Annotated in this window: 20 protein-coding genes and 1 pseudogene; 13 read left to right on the plus strand and 8 right to left on the minus strand. The window is 71.4% G+C overall.

Annotated features, from left to right (window positions below; translation table 11 throughout):
- Positions 1 to 88: 88 nt before the first annotated feature.
- On the plus strand, positions 89 to 1,090 hold the full coding sequence (locus AB0L00_RS28515; RefSeq protein WP_364440165.1) for a hypothetical protein: 1,002 nt from the start codon (positions 89 to 91) through the stop codon (positions 1,088 to 1,090).
- A gap of 14 nt (positions 1,091 to 1,104) precedes the next feature.
- On the opposite strand, the gene AB0L00_RS28520 is transcribed toward AB0L00_RS28515, so the two are convergent.
- Positions 1,105 to 1,833, minus strand: a complete 729-nt coding sequence (locus AB0L00_RS28520) for a methyltransferase domain-containing protein (RefSeq protein ID WP_364440166.1) — start codon at positions 1,831 to 1,833, stop codon at positions 1,105 to 1,107.
- Positions 1,834 to 1,898: 65 nt separating this feature from the next.
- Here AB0L00_RS28520 and AB0L00_RS28525 point away from each other — a divergent pair.
- Positions 1,899 to 2,249 (plus strand): annotated as a pseudogene (locus AB0L00_RS28525) (rhamnogalacturonan lyase); the annotation flags it as partial.
- A 64-nt stretch (positions 2,250 to 2,313) separates the two neighbouring features.
- Here AB0L00_RS28525 and AB0L00_RS28530 read toward each other — a convergent pair.
- A complete protein-coding gene (locus tag AB0L00_RS28530) occupies positions 2,314 to 3,327 on the minus strand; it encodes a right-handed parallel beta-helix repeat-containing protein (RefSeq protein WP_364440167.1) in 1,014 nt (337 codons plus the stop codon).
- A gap of 357 nt (positions 3,328 to 3,684) precedes the next feature.
- On the opposite strand from AB0L00_RS28530, the gene AB0L00_RS28535 reads away from it, so the two are divergent.
- On the plus strand, positions 3,685 to 5,172 hold the full coding sequence (locus AB0L00_RS28535; protein WP_364440168.1) for an MDR family MFS transporter: 1,488 nt from the start codon (positions 3,685 to 3,687) through the stop codon (positions 5,170 to 5,172).
- Between the two features lie 63 nt (positions 5,173 to 5,235).
- Here the strand turns inward: AB0L00_RS28535 and AB0L00_RS28540 are convergent, their stop codons facing one another.
- The 3 genes from AB0L00_RS28540 to AB0L00_RS28550 form a co-directional block, all read right to left on the minus strand.
- A complete protein-coding gene (locus tag AB0L00_RS28540; protein ID WP_364440169.1) occupies positions 5,236 to 5,796 on the minus strand; it encodes a Clp protease N-terminal domain-containing protein in 561 nt (186 codons plus the stop codon).
- A 2-nt stretch (positions 5,797 to 5,798) separates the two neighbouring features.
- A complete protein-coding gene (locus AB0L00_RS28545) occupies positions 5,799 to 6,032 on the minus strand; it encodes an RNA polymerase subunit sigma-70 (protein WP_252783236.1) in 234 nt (77 codons plus the stop codon).
- A 98-nt stretch (positions 6,033 to 6,130) separates the two neighbouring features.
- A complete protein-coding gene (locus AB0L00_RS28550) occupies positions 6,131 to 6,388 on the minus strand; it encodes a helix-turn-helix domain-containing protein (protein WP_364440209.1) in 258 nt (85 codons plus the stop codon).
- A 66-nt stretch (positions 6,389 to 6,454) separates the two neighbouring features.
- Between AB0L00_RS28550 and AB0L00_RS28555 the strand changes: the two genes are divergently transcribed.
- From AB0L00_RS28555 to AB0L00_RS28565, 3 genes are all read left to right on the plus strand, one after another.
- Positions 6,455 to 7,195, plus strand: a complete 741-nt coding sequence (locus AB0L00_RS28555) for an SDR family oxidoreductase (RefSeq protein WP_364440170.1) — start codon at positions 6,455 to 6,457, stop codon at positions 7,193 to 7,195.
- Positions 7,196 to 7,324: 129 nt separating this feature from the next.
- On the plus strand, positions 7,325 to 8,923 hold the full coding sequence (locus AB0L00_RS28560; protein WP_364440171.1) for a carboxyl transferase domain-containing protein: 1,599 nt from the start codon (positions 7,325 to 7,327) through the stop codon (positions 8,921 to 8,923).
- 3 nt (positions 8,924 to 8,926) lie between these two features.
- Positions 8,927 to 10,855 (plus strand): biotin carboxylase N-terminal domain-containing protein, encoded by a 1,929-nt coding sequence (locus AB0L00_RS28565; protein WP_364440172.1) that lies wholly within the window; start codon positions 8,927 to 8,929, stop codon positions 10,853 to 10,855.
- 190 nt (positions 10,856 to 11,045) lie between these two features.
- On the opposite strand, the gene AB0L00_RS28570 is transcribed toward AB0L00_RS28565, so the two are convergent.
- Positions 11,046 to 12,677, minus strand: coding sequence for a hypothetical protein (locus tag AB0L00_RS28570; protein WP_364440173.1), 1,632 nt, complete (start codon positions 12,675 to 12,677; stop codon positions 11,046 to 11,048).
- 173 nt (positions 12,678 to 12,850) lie between these two features.
- Here AB0L00_RS28570 and AB0L00_RS28575 point away from each other — a divergent pair, with 173 nt between their 5' ends.
- Complete coding sequence (locus AB0L00_RS28575) at positions 12,851 to 14,038, plus strand: ROK family transcriptional regulator (protein ID WP_364440174.1); 1,188 nt, start codon at positions 12,851 to 12,853, stop codon at positions 14,036 to 14,038.
- A gap of 42 nt (positions 14,039 to 14,080) precedes the next feature.
- Here the strand turns inward: AB0L00_RS28575 and AB0L00_RS28580 are convergent, their stop codons facing one another.
- The gene (locus AB0L00_RS28580; RefSeq protein ID WP_364440175.1) at positions 14,081 to 14,725 is read right to left on the minus strand and encodes a TetR/AcrR family transcriptional regulator; all 645 of its coding nucleotides are present in this window, start codon (positions 14,723 to 14,725) and stop codon (positions 14,081 to 14,083) included.
- Between the two features lie 355 nt (positions 14,726 to 15,080).
- Between AB0L00_RS28580 and AB0L00_RS28585 the strand changes: the two genes are divergently transcribed.
- Positions 15,081 to 17,354, plus strand: a complete 2,274-nt coding sequence (locus AB0L00_RS28585; RefSeq protein WP_364440176.1) for a glycoside hydrolase family 3 C-terminal domain-containing protein — start codon at positions 15,081 to 15,083, stop codon at positions 17,352 to 17,354.
- A 61-nt stretch (positions 17,355 to 17,415) separates the two neighbouring features.
- Here AB0L00_RS28585 and AB0L00_RS28590 read toward each other — a convergent pair whose 3' ends face one another.
- Positions 17,416 to 18,339, minus strand: coding sequence for an NmrA/HSCARG family protein (locus tag AB0L00_RS28590; protein WP_364440177.1), 924 nt, complete (start codon positions 18,337 to 18,339; stop codon positions 17,416 to 17,418).
- Between the two features lie 87 nt (positions 18,340 to 18,426).
- On the opposite strand from AB0L00_RS28590, the gene AB0L00_RS28595 reads away from it, so the two are divergent.
- From AB0L00_RS28595 to AB0L00_RS28615, 5 genes are all read left to right on the plus strand, one after another.
- Entirely contained in the window at positions 18,427 to 19,197 is a 771-nt protein-coding gene (locus AB0L00_RS28595; RefSeq protein ID WP_364440178.1) for a helix-turn-helix domain-containing protein, read from the plus strand.
- Positions 19,198 to 19,483: 286 nt separating this feature from the next.
- Positions 19,484 to 20,236 (plus strand): enoyl-CoA hydratase-related protein, encoded by a 753-nt coding sequence (locus AB0L00_RS28600; protein WP_364440179.1) that lies wholly within the window; start codon positions 19,484 to 19,486, stop codon positions 20,234 to 20,236.
- On the plus strand, positions 20,233 to 21,009 hold the full coding sequence (locus AB0L00_RS28605) for a CPBP family intramembrane glutamic endopeptidase (protein ID WP_364440180.1): 777 nt from the start codon (positions 20,233 to 20,235) through the stop codon (positions 21,007 to 21,009). Before AB0L00_RS28600 ends, AB0L00_RS28605 begins: the two co-directional genes overlap by 4 nt.
- 241 nt (positions 21,010 to 21,250) lie before the next feature.
- Positions 21,251 to 22,300, plus strand: a complete 1,050-nt coding sequence (locus AB0L00_RS28610) for a LacI family DNA-binding transcriptional regulator (protein ID WP_364440181.1) — start codon at positions 21,251 to 21,253, stop codon at positions 22,298 to 22,300.
- 80 nt (positions 22,301 to 22,380) lie between these two features.
- The gene (locus AB0L00_RS28615; RefSeq protein WP_364440182.1) at positions 22,381 to 25,302 is read left to right on the plus strand and encodes a glycoside hydrolase family 48 protein; all 2,922 of its coding nucleotides are present in this window, start codon (positions 22,381 to 22,383) and stop codon (positions 25,300 to 25,302) included.
- Positions 25,303 to 25,400: the final 98 nt, after the last annotated feature.

Genomic DNA, 25,400 nt, shown 5'->3' on the forward strand with positions numbered 1-25,400 from the left:
CGTCGCAGTGGTGGGGCTGGCCGTACGCGCGAAGCGGGGGATGGCGGCAGTGCGCGGTCGACCGAGGTGTCCGTAATTCGAACGTCCCATGCGCATCTCGACGCACCCCCTCGGACTCATCCGCGCGGCGAACGCGGCGGCGTACCTTCGCGGGTTCGCCTGCTCCGGCATCGCCACCATCCTCATCACGCGGGCGCTGCTGGCGCAGGCCGGCTATCCCAAGGTAGGCAGCGGGAAACTGCACATCGCGCACGCGCTGTGGGGCGGCCTGCTGATGGCGGCGGGCGTGGGCGTCGCCGTCGTGTTCCTCGGCCGGTCGGCGCGGCTGTGGGCCGCGATCACGGGCGGGGTGGGCTTCGGCCTGTTCATCGACGAGATCGGCAAGCTGGTCGACCAGACCGGCTACTTCTACCGGCCGGCCGCCGGACTCATCTACCTGACCTTCGTCGGCCTGGTCCTCATCTCCCAGTGGGTCGGCGCCCGCGCACCGCTCAGCCCGCGCGAGCGTACGGCCAACGCCGCGTCGGCGGCGCTCGCCGGAGTGACCTCGGGACTGACACCGCAGGAGCGCCGGGCGGCCGTCCGACTGGTCGCGGACTTGGACGGCGAGGTGCCGGAGGCACTCCGGCGTCTCCTCGACGCGGTGCCGGAGCGGCGGCCGTACGCGTCAAAACCGGTGCGTACGGCCGCCGCCCGTGTCCGTGTCCTCGCCGGTCGGCTGGCGAGCCGCCGCATCGTCCTCGACGTCGCCGTCCTCTACCTGGTCGCGCAGGGAGCCCTGACGCTCGCCGGAGTGCTCGCCGACGACGTCCTCAGCACCCATCCCGCCGAACGGGAGACGGGCGCGGTCGTGGCCGTGGCCTGCTGTGCCGTCGTCTCGACGGCGCTGAGCGGGTACGGAGTACTGCGGCTCGCGCGCGACCGCCCGACGGCGTTCCGGATGTGCAACGTGGCCGTGCTGCTCGACATCCTCGTCGGACAGGTCTTCAAGTTCACGATCAACCAGTTCGCGGCCTTGTCCGGCCTCGCCATGGATCTCCTCGTCGCCTGGATCATCGCGATCGAATCGCGCAGGCTCAGAACTCCGTGAGCGTCTGCCGACGGTCAGAGGGATGCTTCCGCGGTCGGCTTTCGGGCGAGGAGGAGCCGGTAGCGCGGGCTGCCGTCGTCGCGCCGGCCCAGGGGCGTCAAGGGAACCGTCGTCACGGTGAATCCGGCCGCCGTCAGGTCGTCGCGGACCGCGTGCAGCGGGCAGGTGCGGTAGTACATGACGAACGGGGGACGCCACACGGCGTTCCGGACCCGCATGGCCAGGTCGAATCCGAGCAGCGCCCAGTACCAGCCCGACGTGATGGGCGGCGGCGCGCCGAGGGGGAAGGCGAACAGCCCACCGGGCCGTAGCGCGCGGTAGACCCCGGTGAACAGCGCGGGCCGGTCGGCGGGCAGGAAGTGCCCGAGCGCTCCGAAGCTGACCGCCAGGTCGAAGGCCTCGGCGAAGGGCAGGGCCCGGACGTCGGCCCGTACCCACTCGGCGGCCGGGTGCGCACTGCGCGCCTGCTCGAGCATGCCGGTGCTGAAGTCGACGCCCGTGATCCGTCCCTGGCAGACGGCTTCGAGGGTCCGCATGCCCGCGCCGGTGCCGCAGCACACGTCCAGCCCCTGGCCGAACGGCCCGAGCGGGCGCAGAGCGTCGGCGGTCGCGTCGAGAACGCCGTCGGGGGTGCGGAAGGGCGTGTGGTCGAACCGCGGAGCCAGCAGGTCGTAGCCGCGTTCGACCGAGGACAACGCCTGGATCGCCAGTTCACGCAGAGATGGGCCTTGAGGCGAGAACACGGGCCAAGGGTAAGCCGGACCGATCGCTCGGGAAAGCACCGCCCGCGTTGGTGGTCTGTAGGCGAATGCTCGACGGGACGCACATCGACAAGTACGGCACCGGCTCCGACACGCGCCTGCTGACCGGCTCCGGGGTGGCGTCGAACAACGGCACGAAGTCCACGCCGGCGCTGTCGGGCGACATCCTCGGCGACTGGCGCGAGGAGGTGATCTGGCGGACCTCGGACAGCACCGCACTGCGGATCTACACGACGACGGCCGTGACCGACCGCCGGATCGTCACGCTGATGCACGACACGCAGTACCGGACGGCCATCGCCTGGCAGAACACCGCGTACAACCAGCCGCCGCATCCGAGTTCCTTCATCGGGAACGGCATGGCCGAGCCCGCCCCGCCGAACGTCTACACCCCCTGACCCCGAACACGCCGGAACGGCCGTGGCGGGGGCTCCCGCCACGGCCGTTCCCACGGCGTACGCGTCAGATCTTGCCGACGCCCGCGCCGGCGGTGACGGTGGCCTTCACCGTCGAGGCGGACTCGGCCGAGTAGGAGTAGGGGATGCTCGCGACGCTGGAGGAGTTGCGGGTGGTGACGCTGCCCGAGTTCACGAGGTAGTTGTCGCTCGCCTTGAGGTTCCCGTCGGGGGAGTCACCGGTCTGGATGACCGTGGGGGTCTTGACGCCGTCGAAGTAGTTCTTCTCGACGAAGACCCCGGCGTTGCAGGTGGAGGCGACACCGTAGCTGGTGACGGCGCCGTAGTAGTTGTTGAAGACGTGCACGGGGTTGCCGAAGCGGACCCGCGGGTGCCGCTGGGTCGTGCCGTCGAACCAGTTGTGCACGTAGGTCACGCGCAGGTGGCCGATGTCCTCGGACCCGTTGTCGTCGGAGTGGCCGAGCAGCGCGGTCTTGTCGTGGTTGTGGAAGCGGTTCCACGACACGGTCGCGTAGTCGGACGCGCGCTTGATGTCGACGAGTCCGTCGTAGGCGTTGGACAGGTCGTTGTGGTCGATCCACACGTTCGTGGAGTACTGCACGTTGATGGCGTCGTCGGCCGAGCCCGTGAACGTGAGGTTCCGGATGATCACGTTCTTGGCGTTGGTGACGTTGAGCCCGTAGCCGGTGATCTTCCCCGCGGTGCCGACGCCGATGATCGTCTTGTTGGACGTCACCTTCGTCATCGACGACAGGGAGATCGAGGCGTTGACCTTGATGACGTACGAGCCGCTGCGCGAGGCGTAGTCGGTGAGCTGCGACGCGGTGGTCACGGTGACGGTCGTGCCGCCCGCGCCGCCGGTCGTCCCGCCGTTCAGGCTCGCGAAGCCGACGGGGCTGGACTCGTACGCGGCGACGGCCGCCGGGGCGGCCGTCTTGGCGGTCGCGCCGGTGCCGGTCAGCGCGCCGGCTCCGACGGCGAGACCGAGGACCGCGACCGCGCTCAGGGGGCGCAGCGGGAGCCGCCGGGTCCGGGCCGTGCCGTGCGTGTCGTTCCCCATGGGGAACCTCCTCCAGGGGTGGGTGGTGCGGTGGGAGCGTGGCGGAAAAGGTTTTCCTCTCGCAGGGTCGCGCCGTCCGGTGAGAGGCGTCAACGCGCCCCCGCAACCTCGCGCGGCCCTTGTGCCGTCCGCCCTCGTCCCACCAGCGCGAACCCCTGACGGCCCCTTGACGGGACTCTGACATAAGCCGTGAAAGTTTCATTCCGGGTGTCATCCCGCTTCAGCGGAATGGTTCGGGGTCTGGGATGGTTGTTGGCGCTAAGGGCCGGTCGTCCCCTCGGGGAAGGCCGGTCTCGTGCTGCCGGGCGAAGGGACATGGATGTGACGACCACGAATCCCCGCAGAACGGTCCAGGGGGTGGGCCTTCGATCGGAGCGGGGACCCGTGCTGGTCGCGCTCATGCTCAGCACCGGACTCGTCGCGCTGGACAGCACGATGATCGCCACGGCGGTGCCGTCCGTGGTCCACGACCTCGGCGGCTTCACCCAGTTCCCGTGGCTGTTCTCGATCTACCTGCTGACCCAGGCGGTCAGCGTGCCGCTGTACGGGAAGCTGGCCGACGTGTTCGGCCGTAAGCCGATCATGTTCTTCGGCATCGGAGCGTTCCTGCTCGGCTCGGTGCTGTGCGGGGCCGCCTGGAGCATGCTCAGCCTCATCATCTTCCGCGCCGTCCAGGGCATCGGCGCCGGCGCCGTCCAGCCGATGAGCATGACCATGGTCGGCGACATGTACACCGTCGAGGAACGCGCCCGGGTCCAGGGATACCTCGCCAGTGTCTGGGGGATGTCCGCCGTCGTCGGGCCGACCCTCGGCGGCGTGTTCTCCGACTACCTGTCCTGGCGGTGGATCTTCTTCATCAACCTGCCGCTGGGCGCCTTCGCCGCGTTCATGCTCGCCCGGCGCTTCACCGAGTCGGTCGTACGGCGCTCGCACCGTCTGGACTACACCGGTGCCGTCCTGCTCACCATCGGCTGCTCCCTGGTCATCCTCGGCCTGCTGGAAGGCGGGGTCGCCTGGGGCTGGGCCTCGGCGCCCAGCATCCTGATCTTCGCGGTCGGCCTGGCCGCCCTGGTGGCCTTCTGCCTGGTCGAACGGCGGGTGGCCGAGCCGATCCTGCCGCTGTGGGTCTTCCGGCACCGCGTCCTGGTCGGCGCGACCCTGACGTCCGTGGTGGTGGGCGCGGTGACGATCGGGCTGAGCTCGTACGTGCCGACGTACGCCGAGGGCGTGCTGGGCACCAGCGCCCTGGTGGCGGGATTCGCGCTCGCGGCGCTCACGGTCGGCTGGCCGATCGCCGCCTCCCAGGCCGGGCGCATCTACCTGCGCATCGGGTTCCGCGACACCGCGCTGATCGGCAGCGGCGTCGCGGTGGCCGGAACGCTGCTGTGCCTCCCGCTCGGCGTCTCCGCGAAGGTCTGGGAGGTCGCGGCCACGTGCTTCGTGATCGGCGTGGGCCTCGGTTTCACGGCGAGCCCGACGCTGGTCGCCGTGCAGTCGGTCGTGGGGTGGGAGCACCGTGGCGTCGTCACGGGGAACAACATGTTCGGCCGGTCGCTGGGCAGCGCGGTCGGCGCCGCGGTGTTCGGCGCGATCGCCAACGGCACGCTCGCGCACCGGTTCGCCCACCCGCCGACCGCGCTCGCCGGCCGGCTCGGCCGGAACGTCGACGCCACCAGCGTCGTCTCGGCGGGCCGGGGCAAGGATCCGGCGGTCGCGGCGTTCGTCCGGAACTCACTGAACCACGCGAGCCACAACGTGTTCCTCACGCTGGCCGCGCTGGCGATCCTCGGCGTGGTGGCCGTCGCCCTGATGCCGCGCCGGGCCGAGACGCTCGACCTCGGCTGACGCATCGTCGGCGGGCCGAAGGCCCGGGGCGCCACCGGGACCCTCGGCGAGGGCGGTACTCCGTCAGGCCGCCTTCGGCGGGATGCGCCGGGTGACCTCGGCGCGGAGGAGAGCCAGGTCGACCCCGGCGTCGGTGAGGAGGCGGACGGCCAGGCCGTGGTCCTCGCGGAGCAGGCCGAGCAGCATGTGCCCGCTGCCGATGTAGTTGTGTCCGAGGGCGAGGGCCTCTCGCAGCGCGAGCTCCAGGATCTTCTTGGCCCTCTTGGTCAGGGGGATGTGGCCCTTCCTTACCTCGCGGTGGTGGCATCCTCTCGGGTCGAGCGCGCCGGGGCCGAAGCTGGCCTCGGTCGCCTCGCGGACCTGGTCCAGGTCGATGCCGATCGTCGCCAGTGCCTCCGGGTCGAGCCCGTTGTCCGGCGGCCCCGTGAGCAGGGTCATCCGCCGGTCGATGTCGGATCCGGTGACGCCCTGGGCCGTCAGGGCCTGCGCCGCCGGGCCGTGGCCTTCCTCCAGGAAGGCCAGCAGCAGGTGCTCGGAACCGATGAACGGGTGGCGCCGGCGCCGGGCCTCCTCCTGGGCCAGCCTCACCACCTGGCGGGCCTCGTCGGTGAACCGTTCGAACATCCTTACCGCTCCTTTCCGAGGATCCGCCGGCCGCCGCCGTACTTCTTGTGGACCGCCTGCCGGCTGACGCCGAGGCAGACGGCGATCTCCTGCCAGGACCATCCCTGGTCGCGCGCGTTCTCGACCTGCAGCCCCTCGAGGCGCTCGGCGAGTTCGCGCAGTGCGCGCACCGCCCGCAACCCGATCGCCGGGTCACGGCTGCCCGCCGCCTGGGCGAGCTGGACTCCGTCATTCATGCTGTCAACATAGGTTGACAGGGGCGGGACTGTCAACCCAAGTTGACGCGCTCTCGGAAAGTCGCCGCCGTACCGGAGCCGGCGGGTCGGGTGAGTCCCTATCGCGGGCCGGTGGCGTCGAAGGAGGCCTGGGCGGCGAGGATGTCCTGGGCGTGGTCGCGGATCCAGCCGGACAGGCCTTCCAGGGGCTCGGTGATGCCCTTGCCCAGCGTCGTCAGGCCGTAGGTCACCTTCGGTGGGGTGGACGGTTCCACCGTGCGGGACACCAGGCCGTCCCTCAGCAGCATGCGCAGCGTCTGGGACAGCATCTTCTCGCTGATCCCCTCGATCTTGTCGCGCAGCTCGGAGAAGCGCAGGTCCCGCTCGCGTTAGCGAGGTCCTCTAGCGTCGCCGTGACCTGGCAGGAGACTCGAGGAGGAGAAGTGTCAAAGGTCGCCCTCATCACCGGCGCCGGTCGCGGGATCGGCGCCGCGACGGCCGGGGAGCTGGGACGGCGCGGCTTCCACGTCGTCGTCAACTACCGCGGCGACGCGGTCAGCGCGGAGAAGGTCGTGGCCGAGATAGAGCGCGAAGGCGGCACGGCGGAGTCCGCCCGGGCCGACGTCCGCGATCCGGAGCAGGTCGCCGCCCTCATCCGAGGCCGCGACACCCTCGACGCGCTCGTCTGCAACGCCAACATCACTCCGCCGTTCGCGCCGCTGGACGCCATGACCTGGGAGGACTTCATCGGCAAGGTGGACGGCGAGTTGGCCGCCGTCTTCCACTTGACCAAGCGGGTCCTGGAGGTGATGCGCGGCCGGCGAAGCGGGCGGATCGTCTACGTCTCCAGCCTCAGCGCCGAGCTCACGCGCCCCGGCGCGATAGCGCACGCCACCGCCAAGGCGGCGCTCGACACCTTCGCGCGGCACGTCGCCGCGGAGGCCGGGCCGTATGGGATCGGGGTGAACGTCGTCGCGCCCGGTGCGGTGCGTACGGACGCCACGGCCCAGATGATGACGCCGGAGGTGGAGAAGGCGCGCGCCGAGCGTTCGGTGCTGCACCGGATGCTCGAGCCGGAGGACGTGGCGAAGGTGATCGCCGCGGCCGTGGGAGGAGACCTCCAGGCGACGACCGGCATCCGCATCCCCGTCGACGGCGGCTCCCGCGTGCTCTCCGCTCCCTGAGCCCGTTCTTCGCGCACGCCACGAGCACGGGCGACCGAATGAGATTCGACTCACGCGTCCCGTGATCTTCCGTTGCGCCACCGTCGTTGGACATACTCGACGCACGGCTCACGGTGACGGAGGGACGGGATGACGGTTCTCACCAGCGCGCTGGACACCGCCGGGCCGGACTATGCCGCCCGGCGGGCGGCGATGCTGGCCAGACTGGCGGAGCTGGACGCCGAGCACGCCAAGGCGGTCGCGGGCGGCGGGCCCAAGTACGTCGAGCGGCACCGCAAGCGCGGCAAGCTGCTGGCCCGCGAGCGGATCGAGCTGCTCCTCGACCCGGACTCACCGTTCCTGGAGCTGTCGCCGCTGGCCGCCTGGGGCACGGACTTCACGGTGGGGGCCAGCGTGGTCACCGGCATCGGCGTCGTCGAGGGCGTCGAGTGCCTGATCTCCGCCAGTGACCCGACCGTACGGGGCGGCTCCAGCAACCCGTGGACGATGCGCAAGTCGTTCCGCGCCGCGGAGATCGCGCTGCGGAACCGCCTGCCGGTGATCAACCTGGTCGAGTCCGGCGGCGCGGACCTGCCGACCCAGAAAGAGATCTTCATCCCCGGCGGCCGTACGTTCCGGGACCTGACCCGGCTGTCCGCCGCCGGGATCCCGACGATCGCTCTGGTCTTCGGCAACTCCACGGCGGGCGGCGCGTATCTGCCCGGCATGAGCGACTACGTGGTCATGGTCAAGGACCGGGCCAAGGTCTTCCTCGGCGGGCCACCGCTGGTCAAGATGGCCACCGGCGAGGAGTCCGACGACGAGAGCCTCGGCGGCGCCGAGATGCACGCCCGCACCAGCGGCCTGGCCGACTACATGGCCGCCGACGAGTACGACGCGCTGCGCATCGGCCGCCGCATCGTCGCCCGGCTGAACTGGCGCAAGCAGGGCCGCGAGCCGCTGTCCGTACGCCCGCCGGCGTACGACGAGGATGAGCTGCTCGGCATCGTCCCCGAGGACCTCAAGATCCCGTTCGACCCGCGTGAGGTGATCGCCCGGATCGTCGACGGCTCCGACTTCGACGAGTTCAAGCCGCTGTACGGCGACAGCCTGATCACCGGCTGGGCGGTGCTGCACGGCTATCCGATCGGGATCCTCGCCAACGCGCGCGGCGTGCTGTTCAGCGCGGAGGCGCAGAAGGCCGCGCAGTTCATCCAGCTGGCGAACCAGAGCGGCACGCCGCTGCTGTTCCTGCAGAACACCACCGGCTACATGGTCGGCGCCGAGTACGAGCAGGGCGGCATCATCAAACACGGCGCCATGATGATCAACGCGGTGTCCAACAGCCGGGTCCCGCACCTGACCGTGGTGATGGGCGCGTCGTACGGCGCGGGCAACTACGGCATGTGCGGCCGGGCGTACGACCCGCGCTTCCTGTTCACCTGGCCGAGCGCCAAGTCGGCGGTGATGGGCCCGGCGCAGCTCGCCGGCGTGCTGTCCATCGTCGGCCGCCAGGCCGCCCAGGCCCGCGGCCAGGCGTACGACGAGGAGGCGGACGCCCAGATGCGCGCGATGGTCGAGCAGCAGATCGAGGCCGAGTCGCTACCGTTCTTCCTGTCCGGGCGGCTGTACGACGACGGCGTCATCGACCCGCGCGACACCCGTACCGTCCTAGGCCTCTGCCTGTCCGCGATCAACAGTGCCCCCGTCGCCGAGGCCCCGGAGGGCTTCGGTGTCTTCAGGATGTAGGCGATGATCTCTCGACTGCTCGTCGCGAACCGTGGCGAGATCGCCCGCCGGGTCTTCCGCACCTGCCGCGATCTCGGCATCAGCACGGTCGCCGTGTTCTCCGACCCCGACGCGTCCCTGCCGCACGCCGGCGAGGCCGACCTGGCCGTACGCCTGCCGGGCGCCGCTCCCGCCGAGACGTACCTCGACCAGGAGGCGATCGTCGCGGCGGCCAAGGCCTCCGGGGCGGACGCGGTGCACCCCGGCTACGGCTTCCTGTCGGAGAACGCCGCGTTCGCCGAGGCGGTCATCGCCGCCGGGCTCACCTGGGTCGGGCCGCCGCCGGCCGCGATCGCCGCGATGGGCTCCAAGATCGCGGCCAAGCGGCTGATGCGGGACGCGGGCGTGCCCGTCCTCCCAGAGCCGGACCCCGCGACGGTGACCGAGTTCCCCGTGCTGGTCAAGGCGTCGGCGGGCGGCGGCGGCCGGGGCATGCGGATCGTCCGTACCGCCGAGGAGCTGCCCGGCGCGGTCGAGTCCGCGCGGCGGGAGGCGGCGTCGGCGTTCGGCGACCCGACGGTCTTCTGCGAGCCGCTGCTGACCGGCGCCCGGCACATCGAGGTGCAGGTGCTCGCGGACTCCCACGGCACGGTCTGGACGCTGGGGGAGCGGGAGTGCTCCATCCAGCGGCGGCACCAGAAGGTGATCGAGGAGGCCCCGTCCCCTGCGGTGGACGCCGCGCTGCGGGAGCGCCTGTCGGAGGCGGCGGCCGCGGCCGCCCGCGCGATCGGATACACCGGCGCGGGCACCGTGGAGTGCATGCTCGCCCCCGACGGCGGGTTCTTCTTCCTCGAGGTCAACACCCGGCTGCAGGTCGAGCACCCGGTCACCGAGTGCGTGTACGGCGTGGACCTGGTCGCGCTGCAGCTCGAGGTCGCCGAGGGCGGCGCGCTGGGCGACCCGCCGCGGCCGCGCGGCCACGCGATCGAGGCGCGGCTGTACGCCGAGGACCCCTCCGAGGGCTACCGGCCGCACAGCGGCCCGCTGCCCGCCTTCGAGATCCCGGGCGTGGACGCGGAGTTCGCCGTCCCTGCCGCGCACGGGCTGCGGCTGGACGCCGGTGTCGTCTCCGGCAGCGTCGTCTCGACGCACTACGACCCGATGCTCGCCAAGGTCATCGCCTACGGCCCCACCCGCGCCGCGGCGATCCGCCGCCTCACCGCCGCCCTGGCCGGGGCCCGGATCCACGGGCTCGTCACCAACCGCGACCAGCTCGTCGCCACGCTGCGCCACGACGCCTTCCGCGCGGGCGACACGGACACCGGCTTCCTCGACCGGTACCCGGCGACCGCGCCGCTCGCCGACGAGGAGGCCGTACGCCTGTCGGCGCTCGCCGCCGCCCTCGCCCGCGCCGCCGCCGGCCGCCGGGCCGCGCCCGTCCTGCGCGACCTGCCCGCCGGCTGGCGCAACGTCCCCTCCCAGCCGCAGCGCACCGTCTTCGAGGAGGCGGAGGTCGCCTACCGGCTCACCCGCGACGGCCTGGCCGCCGAGGGCCACCCGGACGTCGCGCTGGTGTCCGCCGGGCCCGACGCGGTGGTCCTCGACCGCGACGGCGTGCGGCTCCGGTTCGCCGTCGCCTGGTACGACCGGGCCGCGCACGTCGAGTCCGTCCTCGGGCCCGTGACGCTCACGCCCGTGGAGCGGCTGCCCGATCCCGCCGAGCAGGTCGCCCCCGGCACGCTCCTCGCCCCCATGCCCGGCTCGGTCGTACGCGTCGCGGTGCGCGAGGGCGACACCGTCGAGCGCGGCCAGCCGGTGCTGTGGCTGGAGGCGATGAAGATGGAGCACCAGATCCTCGCCCCGGCCGCCGGGGTGGTCACGGCCCTGCACGCCGAGGTCGGCCGCCAGGTCGAGACCGGCGCCGTCCTCGCCGTGGTCACGACGGAGGGCTAGGACTCGATCGGACCTCACCCGTCGGACCGCAGGGTCCGCACCCGGCCGCCGGCGCCGACCCGGAGCAGGTACCGCCGGTAGTCCTTCGGGAACACTGCCCGCATGCCCGGCAAGATAGCCGGTTGCCGATCACCCACCGCGCCGGACCCGTACCCCCTTGTTGAAACGTTTCAATGACCATGGGCCGTCGTCAGGCGAGGTGGACCGCGGCGACCGCCTCCGCGGCGAGGGTGAGGGAGAAGCTCGCGGTGCCGGTGGCGCGATCGAACGTGAGCTGGAGGGGGCGCTCGTCGAGTTCGCTGGCGTCGTGCAGGGCGCGCAACTGCCGCCGGTCGGGGTATTCCGGGGAGCCCATCCGGACCCACTCGCGGTAAGGATTGGCGTGGTCCTCGTCGATGAGCTGCAGCCGAGCGCGCGCCCCGGCCGGCAGGCCATGGACCGTGACGGTGAGCGTGGCCGGTTGCGCGGGAGCGGGGGCGCTGCCGTCGCCGGTGGCGAGGGCGTGGTTGTACAGCAGGACGTCGACTCCGCCGCCTTTGCCGCCGGTGACCGCGATTCCGCCGACGGTGCTCGGTGCGCCGGACAGGGTGAGCGGGACCCGGCGTTGCCCCACCTTGTGCAGGATCTGCAGGAGCCGGTAGGACGGCTTCTTGACACCGTGGATCGTCTGCAGGCCGAATCCGCCGTGGAACGGTTTGTCGGCCTGCCCCGCCTCCTCGAAGATGTCGGTGAACGCCCAGTAGGACAACGCGTCCACGACGCCCGCCGTCTCGGCGATGGTCCGCAGGAAGCTCGCGGCGGCGTCGGACCGGTCGAGCGCGGCGTCGCCGAGATCCGCCGAGACGTTCGTCTCGGAGATGTAGAGAGGAACACCGCGGGGAGTGTCGGCGCGGTTCTGCTTGAAGAACGTCGCCGCTCCCTCCGGGCCCGCGCCGGTGTCGGTCTCGTAGCCGTGCGCGGAGCCGAAGTCGACGGGGACGCGGTTCGCCGTGGCCCACTGCATGAACTCGCGGTAGTACTGCACGCCCGGGGCTCGCGGCGTGCCGAAGCTGATCTGGCCGGCCGAGGTCGCCGGGCCGCCGACCTGCAGGGCGGCGTCGACGTTCTTGATCGCCTCCGCGGCGTATCGGTACAGCTTGAAGTAGGCCTGCTGGTCACCGTTGAAGAACACGAACAGATTCGGCTCGTTCCAGACCTCGAACGGCCACTTGCGGACCTCTTTGATGCCGTAGCGGTCCACCATGTGGCGGGCGAAGTCGCCGACGACCTTCCCCCAGAGCGCGTAGTCCTTCGGCTCCATCTGGTTGAAGTCATAGAGGAAGAGGCCGAAGGGCTGCGGGCCGGCCTGCAGGGCCGCCGGCATGCTGCTGAGCTCGACGTAGGGGTGCATGCCGCGGTCGACGAGTGCGTCGTAGATCTGGTCGACGTTGAAGAACGAGTAGTCGTCGTTCGACAACGCCGGGTTGCGCGGCCGGCCGTTGACCGTCGGGAAGTACGTGCTCATCGAGGTGTTGAGCACTCCGTGGAAGCGCAACGACTGGATGCCGAGCTCGTCATGGCAGGCGAACAGCTGGTCCTGGTAGTCCCGGCGCAGGGCCTGTTTCGCCCAGTCCCCGCCGACGACCCGCTCCCACACGTGGGGGAACGGCGAGCTCGGCTCGGTCAGGTCGACGACGGCCCGTGCGCCGGTGGAACGGGTCCCGGCCGCCTTGGCGGTGCCGGCGCCCAGCAGTTCAGCGCCCAGGACGGAACCGGCCGCGGCGGCACCGCCGGCGAGCATCTGACGGCGGGTGAGGCCCTGGCGGGCGTGGCTGTCTGCCATGTCTCTCCTCGGAGGCACGCGTCGGGGGGTACGGCGGCTGCGCCGAGCAAGGCGGCGGCGCGCGGCCGTACGCCGGAACGTAATGCTCGGATGTGCGCCAATACAACGAGTTGAACCATTGCGATCTGGCCAATTAATCGCCGAATCAGTCGTAATTAGGTAAGCTGCGGGCCGTGACGGACGGACGCGAGCCAGCGAGTCCTCGCGGCGCGGAGCGAAGCGTCGTCGAACTCCTCGGCCGCTACGAAGCGCTCACCCGCGCCGAACTCGCCCGGCTCGCCGCGCTCCCGGTCAGCACGGTGACCGGAGCGACGGCCCGGCTGCTCGCACGCGGTGTGATCGAGGAGGTTCCTGGATCCGGGCACGAACCGGCGCGCGGGCGGGGCCGGCCGGCCACGCCGCTTCGGCTCGTACGCAGGGCGTCCCTGGTCGGCGCGGTCGTCGTCACGCACCGGGTCGTCCGTGCCGCGCTCGTCTCCACCGACGGGCGGATCCTCGGCCGGGTCGAATCGTCCTACGACTGGCTGCGGTGCCCGGACATCGTCGCCGAGACCGTCCGGCTGCTGGCCACCGCCCGCGAGAAGGCCGCCGGCTCGGCGCCGATCGGCCACGTGGTCCTCGGCCTGCCCGTCCCCTACCGGCAGGGCGCCGGCTTCTCGCCGCTGGAGGTGGCGTCGTCCGTCACGCGGCCCGCGGATGACCTGCCCATCTCGGCGTGGCTGTTCAAGGACGTCGCCCCGGACCTGACCGCCGCCTTCGCCGTCCCCGCGACCGTCGACAACGAGTGCAATCTCGCCGCACTCGGCGAGGTGGCGTTCGGCGCCGCCCGTGGCCGCCGGCACGTCATCTACCTGAAGCTGGTCACCGGGATGGGCGCCGGGCTCGTCGTGAACGGCGAACTCGTGCACGGCGGGAACGGCCTCGCCGGTGAGCTCTCCCACCTCCATGTCGACCCCGCCGGGCCCATGTGCCGCTGCGGGGCGCGCGGATGTCTGGGCACGGTCGCCACCGCGGACCACATCCTCGACGCCGCGCGCCCGCTGCTCGGTGCCGACGTGAGCATTTACGACGTTCTCGGGCTCGCGGCCCAGGGCGACCCCGGTGTCCGGCGCGTGCTCGACGACCTCGGCCGCATGGTCGGGCGGCACCTGGCGCCCGCCTGCGTCATGCTCAACCCGCAAATGATCGTCGTGGACGGGACGCTCGGCCCCGCGGCCGCTCCTGTCATCGACGGTCTCCACGACGGACTGCGCCGGCACATGCCCGCCGGGGCGTACCAGGCCCTGACGCTCACCGTCGGGAGGCTCGGCGGCGACGCGGAGCTGCTCGGAGCCGCGCAGATCGCCCGTCTCCTGGCATGAGCGAAGGCCGCGCCTCCCGTCGTCACGACGTGCCCGGGTGAACTACTCCGCTCGGTCGGCGGTGCCCTTGAGCAGCGCGAGGACGGCTTCGCGGAACAGCTCGAAGGTCTCGGCCATGTCGACCCGATCGCGGTCGAGGAGCCACTGGAGTTGAAGCCCGTCCATGGCCGCGACGATCAGAGCGGCCAGCCCCTCGGCCCTCCTGCCCGGGAACGCGCCGGAGTCGGTGGCCGCGATGAACTCGACGAAGCGGTCCCGGACCTCGCGGTACCGCTCGCGCATCACGTCCTGAGCCGGGTGGCCTTCGGTGAGACTGTCGGCGGACAGGACCGTGTGAAGCTGAGTCAGCCGCGGTTCCCCGGTGTTGCGCTGGAGTACCTGGGTCAGCCAGCGCAGCAGGGAGTCGACGTCGGGCCTGACCTCCGGGCTCGCCGCCGCAAGGACCTCCTCCCGGCGGGCGCGCTCGGCGAGGACGGCGACGAGCAGGTCGTCCTTGGTGGGGAAGTAGTGCAACAGCCCCTGCGCGGTGATGCCCACACGGGCGGCCACCTGGGCGAGCGAGGCGCGGCGGTAGCCGCGCTCGGCGATCAACTCCAGCGCCGCGTCGACGATCTCCTCACGCCGGTTCCCGTGAGCCCCGCCGACCCGGGGATCGTCCCCGGTCGCGGTCACCGCTCGGTCCTCCACACCGGCAAGTCTAGGGGGTTCCGCTACGGCGCGATCTCTTTTACGATCGCGTCCACTTCTACCTGACGAGCATTCGGTAGGGCTGAGGGCATCGGCACCTGACGATCGTTCGGTAGGGGCAGGTGATCCGGGCCTCCTTCATCGGCCACCGGGAACAGCAGGAGACTGAATGAGCAAGCAGTGGCGACGAGGGCGCGTCTCGCGCACCCGTGCATCGAAGGCGGCATGCGCCGGAGCCTTGGCCCTCGGGCTGGCAGGCGGACTCCTCTGCCCGCCGGCAGAGGCGGCACCGGCCACGGCCGCGGAGCGTGCCACCATCACGCCGAGCCCGCGGGTGGCGAAGCTGATCAGCGAGATGACGCTTGATGAGAAGCTCTCGTTCGTCAGCGCTCAAGTGGACCCGAAGGGGCTCGGCGAGGCAGGTTACATCCCGGGCGTGCCCCGGCTGGGCATCCCCGAGCTGCGGCTCACCGACGGCCCCGCCGGGGTCCGCGTCAACCACCACGCGACGGCTCTGCCGGCCCCGGTGACCCTGGCCTCGACCTGGGACCCCCGCCTGGCTCGCGATTACGGCCAGGTCATCGGCCGTGACGGACGCGCCCTCGATCAGGACGTGCAGCTCGCGCCGATGACGAACATCATCCGCGTCCCGCAGGGCGGCCGGAACTTCGAGACCTTCAGCGAGGACCCGCTGGTCAGCTCGCACATGGTGGCGAATGAGATCACCGGCATCCAGAGCCAGGGACTCATCGCGACCGTCAAGCACTACGCGGAGAACAACCAGGAGGACGACCGTATGGGCGTCGACGTCAACGTTGACGCCCAGACCATGCACGAGATCGAGCTCCCGGCGTTCCAGGCCGCCGTCCAGGCCGGCGTCGGCGCCCTGATGTGCTCCTACAACTCCGTGAACGGGAAGCACGGGTGCGGCAACGACGATCTTCTCAACGGCATCCTCAAGACCCAGTGGGCCTTCCGCGGCTGGGTCATGTCCGACTGGGGCGCCACTCACGCCACCACCGACCTGGTTGCCGGGCTCGACCAGGACATGTTCACCGCGGGACTGCAACCCGACCCTTACTTCCAGGGCGCCCTCAAGCAGGCCATCACCGACGGCTCGATTCCCGTCGCCGCGCTCGACGACGCCGTCGCGCGCATCCTCGGCCAGATGGAGCGCTTCGGGCTGCTCGACGGCGCCGCGGAACACCGTCCGGCCCGCGATCCGAAGGGCGGCGCCAAGGTCGCCCAGCGGGTCGCCGAATCCGGCGCCGTCCTGCTCAAGAACGCCGGCGGCGCGCTTCCCCTCACCGCCTCCGACAATCGCATCGCGATCATCGGGCCGAGCGCCAAGACCCCGAAGGTCGGCGGCGGAGGCAGCTCGAGCGTGACTCCCGACGCCGCGACCTCCCCGCTCGACGCGATCACGCGGCGAGCCGGCGCGCGTGCCTCGATCACCTACGCCGCCGGCGGCGACACCACCGGCGTCGCGCTTCCCCTGGCCGACTCCCCGCTCGGGTCCGACGGCACCCTCACGCTGCCGGCGGGCGCCTACAAGACCGCGCGGAGCACCATCACCGTCCCCGCCACCGGCGACTACATCTTCACCGTCAACGCGCCCGGCTCCTACGGGTCGGTCACCGTCGATGGCGCCAAGGTCGCCGACACCGCGTACGGCACCGTCAGCGCGAGCGCCCACCTGACCGCGGGCACCCACACCATCGACCTGTTCGCCACCGTCCTGCAAGGCGCCCCGGCCACACTGCGCTTCACCTGGGTGACCCCCGACATGGTCACGGCCGCGCGCAACCAGGCGGTCGCCGTGGCCAAGAAGGTGCGGACCCCGATCGTCTTCGCCTACGACGACCTCACCGAGGGCACCGACCGGACCGGCCTGTCCCTGCCGTTCTCCCAGGACGAGCTGATCTCGGCGGTCGCGGACGCCAACCCGAACACCATCGTCGTGCTGAACACCGGCTCATCGATCACGATGCCGTGGCTGTCCAAGGTCAAGGCCGTGCTGGACACCTACTACCCGGGGGAGAACGGCGCGGAGGCCACCGCCCGGCTGCTCTACGGCGACGTGAACCCGAGCGGCAAGCTGACCCAGACCTTCCCGACCTCCGCGTCGGCCACCCCGGTCGCCGGGGACCCGAAGGCGTACCCCGGTGTGGATCACCAGGAGACCTACAAGGAGGGGATCTTCGTGGGGTACCGGTGGTACGACAAGACCGGGACCACGCCGTTGTTCCCGTTCGGCTACGGCCTGTCCTACACCTCCTTCGCCTACGGCGACCTGAGGGTCAGAGCCTCGCACGGCGGTCTCACGGTGTCGTTCACGCTCAAGAACACCGGTCATCGTGACGGCCAGGAGGTCGCTCAGGTCTACGTGGGGGCCGGCCCGAACGTCACCGAACCACAGGCCGTGCGGAAGCTGGCCGGCTACGAGAAGGTGTTCCTGCACGCCGGGCAGACCCGCACCGTCAGCGTCAGGGTCGACGCCCAGCAGCTGAGGTACTGGGACACCAGGACCGGGTCCTGGCGGATGGCCACCGGCACCCGCGGTGTCTGGGTCGGGGGGTCCTCTCGCGACCTCCCGCTGCACGCCGCCACCGCCGTCTCCGCCCGCTGAGCGACGATCCCGGCGCGGCCCTACCGGCCGCCCACTCGCGGGTGGGCGGCCGGCATTCGTCTCACCGGCCTTGAGAGCGGGTGAGATGGGCGCGGATGGCGGCGGCGCCGGACTCGGCGAGCCAGCCGGTGAGGGTGCGCAGGCCGGGGTGAATGACGCGCAGCGCCTCGATGTCGGCGTGCCACCGGTCCCCGGCCTCCCAGCGCTTCTTGGTGTCGGCGATCCACGGGCCGAATGCGGCGATCTCGTCGTCGGTGAGTTGCTCGTACCGGATCGGGATGCCGGTGGCCTCGCTGATCGCGGCGGCGGCCTCGACCGGGGTCGGGTCGTCGCCGGCCAGTTCCAGGGTCCGCCCGGCGAACCGGGCGGGGTCCGCGAACGCGAGCGCGGCGAACTCGGCGATGTCCTCGAGCGCGATGACCTGCATGGGCTCGTGCGGAGTGAACAGGTGCCGGTGCACGCCGTCGGAGATGCCCTCGAAGCCGAGACCTCCGACGCTGAGATAGTTGGTCATGAAGCGGACGGGGCGCAGCACGGTGGGCAGCGCGATGTGGTCGCGCAGGTACTCCTCGATCAGCGCCTTCCCCTCCGGAACCCGCGATCCGGCCGATGTCGAGGCGACGGTGCTGAACACGACCTGCTCGATCCCCGCCGCGGCCGCGGCGTCGATCAGCGCCCGGCCGTGGGCCGCTTCGAGCTGCGTCTCGGGTCCGGCCGGTCCGAAGGCCACGGGCGGGATGCCGAACACGGCCGCGGCGCCGTCGAGCGCGGGCCGCAGGCTCGCCGGATCGTCGAAGTCGCCGCGCACGAGCCGGGCGCCCGCGGCGGCCAACTCGACGGCGGCGGGTGCGGTCAGGTCGCGGACCAGGGCCCGCACCGGCCACCCTCCGGCGAGCAGCCGCCGGGCGGTGGCGCCGCCCTGCTTGCCGGTGGCGCCGGTGACGAGGATGGGGGAGTCGGGGTCGGCCGGGTTCGCGGTGGTCATGGGTGCCCTTTCCGGAGATGGTGCGGGATACTCAAGTGATCCGGAATACTCCACCCGCTTCAACCTCGCGGACAAGGATTTCGTGACATGACAGCAGGACCGGCGCCGGCACCCGCCGGGCGCGCCGACGCCCGCCGCAACCGAGAGCTCGTGCTGCGCACGGCGATGCGCGTGTTCGCCGAGGAGGGGCTGGAGATCTCACTCGGCCGGATCGCGCAGCGCGCCGGGGTCGGCGCCGGGACCGTCTACCGGCACTTCCCGAGCAAGGAGATCCTCATCGAGGCGGTGCTCGCCGAGCACATCGAGGGCCTGGTGGCCGCCGCCGACCGGTGGGCCGCCCGAGCCGCGCCCGGTGACGCGCTGTTCGGGTTCCTGCTCGAAGTGATCGAGAAGTCGGCGGGCCGACAGCACATCTGCGACGCGCTCACCGCCGACCGGGGCTGGCCGCGCGTCGTGATGGCCGCCGCGGGCCGGCGGTTCCGTGAGGCGCTGGAGCGCCTGCTGCGCGACGCGAAAGAGGCCGGTGCGATCCGCGCCGACGTACGGGCCGACGACCTGTCCGCGCTGGCCGTCGGGGGCGCCGCGCTGCGGTCGGCGCACCGGGACCCGGTTCGGGGCGCCCTGCTGGTACGGCTGCTGCTGGACGGACTGCGTCCCGGGGCGGTCACGAAAGCCGCGGCATTCCGTGACGCCTCTTCCCTTCCGCGTCACGGAACCACCGCCGAGAGGCACTGCGTCGAATGCGGCGCGCGGCTGCGCGTCCGTGCCACCGGACGGCCGCCCCGCTACTGCGGCCCGGCCTGCCGCCAGCGCGCCCACCGGCGCCGCCTCGCAGTCCAGCCGCCGTCGCAGTCCTAGAGGGCGCTCCAGGTCGCGCGGGCGTCCAGGAGCGCCGGCGCCCTCCAGACATCGGATGATTCTGGCGGGCCGAAACACCCCCGGATCCTCGCCGCGGTGGCCGCCTGATCGCGGGGCAGTGGGCCCCGCTGCCGGAGGACGGTGGCTGCGTAAGATGTGACCGCGCCGATCACGCGGACGCGTGCGGCGCCTTGAAACCGTCACTGTCAGGGCCGGGACGGGTCCTTCTCAGGCCGTGGCCCGGCCATCGGCAGGGGACGCCTCCCGGATGCGTCCGGGGAGGGCCATGGAACCGCTCGTCCGTCTCACCGCCGAGGGCGGCGTCGCGACCGTCACCCTGGACTCGCCGCGGAACCGCAACGCGCTGTCGAGCCGGCTCGTCGCCGAGCTGCGCGAGACGCTCACCGCGGTTACCGCGGACGACTCCGTGCGCGTCGTCGTCCTGACGGGCACCGGCCCGGTGTTCTGCGCGGGCGCGGACCTGAAGGAGCAGCGGGCGGGCGGGGCGCCGCCGGACGTCCCGGGTCTGCTGACGCTGATCTGGGAGAGCCCCAAGCCGGTCGTCGCGCGGCTCAACGGACCCGCGCGGGCGGGCGGGCTCGGCCTCGTCACCGCCTGCGACATCGCGGTCGGGCCGGACACCGCGACGTTCGCGTTCAGCGAGGTGCGGCTCGGCGTGGTGCCGGCCATGATCGCGGTGACCTGCCTGCGCCGGATGGAGCCGCGCGCCACCGCCGAGTACTTCCTGACCGGGGAGGTCTTCGACGCCCGGCGCGCGCAGGAGATCGGGCTGCTGAACCGCGCCGTGCCCCCAGAGGAACTGGACGCGGCCGTCGCCCACTACACCGGGATGCTGCTGCGGGGCGCGCCGGAGGCCCTCGCCGTCGCCAAGCGGCTGCCGCGCATGGTCCCGGGCGCGTCGGTGGCGGAGGACTTCGCGCGGATGGCCGAGCTGTCCGCCGAACGGTTCGCGTCTCAGGAGGCCCAGGAGGGGATCGCGGCCTTCCTGGAGAAGCGCGATCCGCGGTGGATTCCGTGACCGTGGCCGACGTGCGCGCCGAGCCGGCGAGCCGGCGACTGCTCACCGCGGAGATCTGGGTCGTCTTCGCGGTCTCGCTGGGCGCCAGCGGGGTCCAGGCGTTGCTGCAGCTCATCGCCTCGCTCACCGCGCCGAAGGCGCTGTCGCACCAGAAGGCGCTGATCGTCGGCTCGTACGCGCCGGGACGGCCCTGGATCGACCTGCTGTTCCAGCTGTTCGCCATCGCGAACGCGCTCGCGCCGGTGGCGCTCGTGGCCTACCTGCTGGCCCGCTCGGGCGAGTCCCTGGCGACGATCGGCGTGGACCGGCGGGAGCCGCTGCGGGACACCCTGCGCGGCGCGGTGCTGGCCGCCGTCATCGGCGGGGCCGGGCTGGGGTTCTATCTCGCCGCGTACTACTCCGGCGCCAACCTCGCCGTCGTGCCGGCCCGGCTGCCGGACGTCTGGTGGCGCATCCCGGTGCTGCTGCTGTCGGCCGCGCAGAACGGCGTCCTCGAAGAGGTCATCGTCGCGGGGTATCTGCTGCGCCGGCTCTCCCAGCTGGAGTGGTCGCCGGGGCGCGCCCTGGCGCTCAGCGCGGTGCTGCGCGGGTCGTACCACCTCTACCAGGGGTTCGGCGGGTTCGCCGGCAACGTGATCATGGGTCTGATCTTCGGCCGGCTGTACCAGCGGTGGGGCCGGGCGGCGCCGCTGATCGTGGCGCACACGCTGATCGACGCCGTGACGTTCGTGGGGTACACGCTCCTGCACGGGCACGTGGCCTGGCTGCCCTGAGCGCCACCCCTTTCTTTCCCTTTCATCGATTTTCACGGCCCCTCGCGAGGGCCGCCCGGCGGCGGGGCGGGAAAGCGACCTGCTCGCGAGCGGGGACGAACCCGTGGCGATCATCGCGGTGAAACTCCCCGTTTACACGCTTGATACATTCCCCTTGACAACCCTTTCGCGCGCCTTGGATTGTGGGAGCGCTCCCACACCCCCGCCACTCGAGCCACAGCGCCCGAAGGGAGTCATTTCCGTGAACGGAAGGGAACTCTCCGCACCCTCCTGCACCATGGAGACGCCGATGCTCGCGCACGTCGAGACCCCCACTCTCGCGCACGTCGCCGCTCTCGCCGGAGTCTCACCCGCCACCGCGTCACGCGTGATCAACGGGACCGCGCGGGTCAGCCCGCGCGCCCGTTCCCGCGTCGAAGAGGCCGTGCAACGCCTCGGCTACGTGCGACACCGCGCCGCCCCCGCGGACCGTCGCAGCGGATCGATCGCCGCGGTGGTCTGCGAGGACGACGCACGCGTCTTCACCGATCATTTCTTCGCCCGTCTGTTCTCCGGCGTCCGGCGCGAGCTGGGCGACGACCGTGAGCTCGTGGTCCTGATCGTCGGCAGAGCCGGCCGCTGGGGCACGGTCGCGGAGTACCTGCGCGGTGGCCGCGCCGACGGCGTGCTGCTGATCAGCGCGCACGGCGCCCCCGCGATGGCACTCCGGCAGACGGGCGTTCCCGTCCTGCTGGCCGGGCGGCCGCTGTGGACGACCCCGCTGCCGTACGTCGACGCCGACAACCGCGGCGGCGCCCGTACGGCCGTGGACTACCTGCTCAAGTGCGGACGCCAGACGATCGGGACGATCGCCGGGCCGCCCGACCGGGCCGTGGGCGTCGACCGGCTGGCCGGCTACCGCGCCGCCGTCGGCGACGCCGGCCTGCCGACCTCCGGGTTGATCACCTACGGTGACCTGCACCAGGCGTCGGGCGAGCACGCGATGAACCGCCTGCTGGACCGCAGGCCCGACATCGACGCCGTGCTGTGCGCCTCCGACCAGATGGCCGTCGGAGCGCTGCGCGCGCTGCGCCGCACCGGGCGCCGGGTCCCCGACGACGTCGCCGTCGTCGGCTTCGACGACTCCCCGATCGCCGGCCGGGTCCGCCCCCGGCTGACGACCGTACGCCGGCCCATCGAGGACATGGGCGTCCGCATGGCCCGCGAGCTGCTCGGCCGCATCGCCGGGGAGGCGTCCTCCGGCCAGGGCGTCGTGCTGAACACGAAACTCATCATCCGCGACTCCGCGTGATTCTCCGGCCGCGCAGGCCGACCCCCTCAGCAGCCGGCCCCGGCGGGCCGGTGGTGCTCCCCGTCAGGAGGAATCCGCCCATGAAGAGACGGCAAAAGTGGCGACCGTTCCTGGTCGTCCTGTCGCTCCTGGCCGGCATGTTCGCCGCCGGCACAGGCGCGCACGCCGCCGACGTGCAGTGCAAGGTCGACTACTCGGTCAACGACTGGGGCTCGGGCTTCACCGCCAACATCACGCTGACCAACCTCGGACCCGCGATCAACGGCTGGACCCTGAAGTACTCCTACACCGGCAACCAGAAGCTCAGCCAGGGCTGGAGCGGCAACTGGACGCAGTCCGGCCAGGACATCACCGTCACCAACCTGAGCTACAACGGCACGATCGCCACCAACGGCACGACCAGCTTCGGCGCCAACTTCACCTACAGCGGCACGAACGCCAAGCCGACGTCCTTCTCCGTCAACGGGACGGCCTGCAACGGGGCGCACCAGGCGCCGACCGTGGCACTGACCAGCCCGGCCGCCGGCGCGACGTACAGCTCGGGCGCGACGATCCCGCTCGCCGCGACCGCGAGCGCCAATGACGGCGCGACGATCAGCAAGGTCGAGTTCTACAACGACACGACGCTGCTCGGCACCGACACCTCCTCGCCGTACTCCTTCAGCTGGGCGAACGTGCCGGCCGGGGACTACTCGCTGTACGCCAAGGCGTACGACAGCCAGGGCGCCACCGCCGAGTCCACGCCGGTCGGCGTGCACGTCGCCAGCGGCCCCGCCGTCGTCGCGAGCCCGACCGCGCTGACCGTCCAGCAGGGCAAGACGGGCACGTTCGGCGTGAAGCTGTCGAGCCAGCCGTCCGGCAACGTGACCGTCACGGTCGCGCGGGACAGCGGGAACACCGGCCTGTCCGTCTCCGCGGGCGGCACGCTGACCTTCACCTCATCCAACTGGTCGACCGCGCAGAACGTCACGATCAGCGCGGACTCCTCCGGAACGGGCGCGGCGACCTTCACCGCCAAGGCGACCGGGTACGACACCGCGAGCGTCACCGTCACCGAGATGAAGTCGAACGGCACTTACGAGGACCGGTTCCTCACCCTCTACAACAAGATCACCGACCCGGCCAACGGCTACTTCAGCAAGGAGGGCATCCCGTACCACTCGGTGGAGACGCTGATGGTCGAGGCGCCCGACCAGGGCCACGAGACCACCTCCGAGGCGTACAGCTACCTGATCTGGATGCAGGCGGTGTACGGCAAGGTCACCGGCGACTGGAGCAAGTTCAACAACGCCTGGGCGATCATGGAGAAGTACATGATCCCGTCCCACGCGGACCAGCCGACCAACAGTTACTACAACGCGAGCAAGCCGGCGACGTACGCGGCCGAGCACGACCTGCCCGACCAGTACCCCTCGCAGATCGACTCGAGCGTCACCTCCGGTCAGGACCCGATCGCCGCCGAGCTGAAGTCGGCCTACGGCACCGACGACGTCTACGGCATGCACTGGCTGCAGGACGTCGACAACGTCTACGGCTACGGCGACACCCCCGGCGGCGGCTGCGAGGCGGGCCCGAACACCAACGCGCCGTCCTTCATCAACACCTACCAGCGCGGCCCGCAGGAGTCGGTGTGGGAGACGATCCCGCAGCCGACCTGCGACAAGATGGCCTACGGCGGCAAGAACGGCTACCTGGACCTGTTCATCAAGGACTCCAGCTACGCCAAGCAGTGGAAGTACACCGACGCCCCGGACGCCGACGCGCGCGCCATCCAGGCCGCGTACTGGGCCGACACCTGGGCCAAGCAGCAGGGCAAGGGCTCGGACGTGTCCGCCACGGTCGCCAAGGCGGGCAAGATGGGCGACTACCTGCGGTACTCCTTCTTCGACAAGTACTTCAAGAAGATCGGTAACTGCACCAGCCCGAGCTGCCCGGCCGGGACCGGCAAGGACAGCGAGCACTACCTGCTCTCCTGGTACTACGCCTGGGGCGGCGCGACCGACACCAGCGCCGGCTGGGCCTGGCGGATCGGCGACAGCGCCTCGCACTCCGGCTACCAGAACCCGATGGCGGCGTACGCCCTGACCAACGACTCGGCCATGGCGCCGAAGTCCGCGACCGGCGTCGATGACTGGAAGAAGAGCCTGCAGCGGCAGCTCGAGTTCTACCGCTGGCTGCAGTCCTCCGAAGGCGCCATCGCCGGTGGTGCGACCAACAGCTGGGGCGGCGCGTACGGCACGCCGCCGTCCGGCGACTCCACCTTCTACGGCATGGCCTACGACTGGGAGCCGGTCTACCACGACCCGCCGAGCAACCAGTGGTTCGGCTTCCAGGCGTGGTCGATGGAGCGGGTCGCCGAGTACTACTACGTCACCGGTGACACCGCCGCCAAGACCGTGCTGGACAAGTGGGTCGCCTGGGCCACGGCCAACACCAAGCTGAACCCCGACGGGACCTACCAGATCCCCTCGACCCTGCACTGGAGCGGCCAGCCCGACACCTGGAACCCGTCCAGCCCCGGTACCAACGCGAACCTGCACGTCACGATCGCCGACTACACCAATGACGTCGGCGTGGCCGGGGCGTACGCCAAGACCCTGGCCTACTACGCGGCCAAGTCCGGCAGCACCACGGCCAAGTCGACCGCGCAGACGCTGCTCGACGACATGTGGGCCAATGACCAGGACGGGATCGGCATCTCGGTGCCGGAGACCCGTACGGACTACAACCGGTTCACGCAGGCGTACAGCACCTCCAACACCAACCACGACGGCGTTTACGTGCCCTCCGGCTGGACCGGCACGATGCCGAACGGCGACAAGATCGACAGCAACGCGACGTTCCTGTCGATCCGCTCCTGGTACAAGCAGGACCCCTCCTGGTCGAAGGTCCAGTCGTACCTGAACGGCGGAGCGGCGCCGGTCTTCAACTACCACCGGTTCTGGGCGCAGGCGGACATCGCGACGGCGATGGCGACCTACGGCCAGCTCTTCAACCAGTGATCGACCGCTCCGGGGGCGCCGGGGCGCGCCCCCCCCGCCCCCGAGGGCACGGCCACCCCGGAACACCCCACACCCCGACCCACAAAAGGAGAGTCGCG

This window comes from Actinoallomurus sp. NPDC052308, from assembly GCF_040679195.1.
Lineage (GTDB): Bacteria > Actinomycetota > Actinomycetes > Streptosporangiales > Streptosporangiaceae > Actinoallomurus > Actinoallomurus liliacearum.

Excerpts from the sequence above, each read along its gene's own strand:
- AB0L00_RS28515 (WP_364440165.1), top strand. The coding sequence starts at position 89 with ATGCGCATCTCGACGCACCCCCTCGGACTCATCCGCGCGGCGAACGCG.
- AB0L00_RS28530 (WP_364440167.1), bottom strand. The coding sequence starts at position 3,327 with ATGGGGAACGACACGCACGGCACGGCCCGGACCCGGCGGCTCCCGCTG.
- AB0L00_RS28540 (WP_364440169.1), bottom strand. The coding sequence starts at position 5,796 with ATGTTCGAACGGTTCACCGACGAGGCCCGCCAGGTGGTGAGGCTGGCC.
- AB0L00_RS28545 (WP_252783236.1), bottom strand. The coding sequence starts at position 6,032 with ATGAATGACGGAGTCCAGCTCGCCCAGGCGGCGGGCAGCCGTGACCCG.
- AB0L00_RS28560 (WP_364440171.1), top strand. The coding sequence starts at position 7,325 with ATGACGGTTCTCACCAGCGCGCTGGACACCGCCGGGCCGGACTATGCC.
- AB0L00_RS28565 (WP_364440172.1), top strand. The coding sequence starts at position 8,927 with ATGATCTCTCGACTGCTCGTCGCGAACCGTGGCGAGATCGCCCGCCGG.
- AB0L00_RS28570 (WP_364440173.1), bottom strand. The coding sequence starts at position 12,677 with ATGGCAGACAGCCACGCCCGCCAGGGCCTCACCCGCCGTCAGATGCTC.
- AB0L00_RS28585 (WP_364440176.1), top strand. The coding sequence starts at position 15,081 with ATGACGCTTGATGAGAAGCTCTCGTTCGTCAGCGCTCAAGTGGACCCG.
- AB0L00_RS28590 (WP_364440177.1), bottom strand. The coding sequence starts at position 18,339 with ATGACCACCGCGAACCCGGCCGACCCCGACTCCCCCATCCTCGTCACC.
- AB0L00_RS28595 (WP_364440178.1), top strand. The coding sequence starts at position 18,427 with ATGACAGCAGGACCGGCGCCGGCACCCGCCGGGCGCGCCGACGCCCGC.
- AB0L00_RS28600 (WP_364440179.1), top strand. The coding sequence starts at position 19,484 with ATGGAACCGCTCGTCCGTCTCACCGCCGAGGGCGGCGTCGCGACCGTC.
- AB0L00_RS28615 (WP_364440182.1), top strand. The coding sequence starts at position 22,381 with ATGAAGAGACGGCAAAAGTGGCGACCGTTCCTGGTCGTCCTGTCGCTC.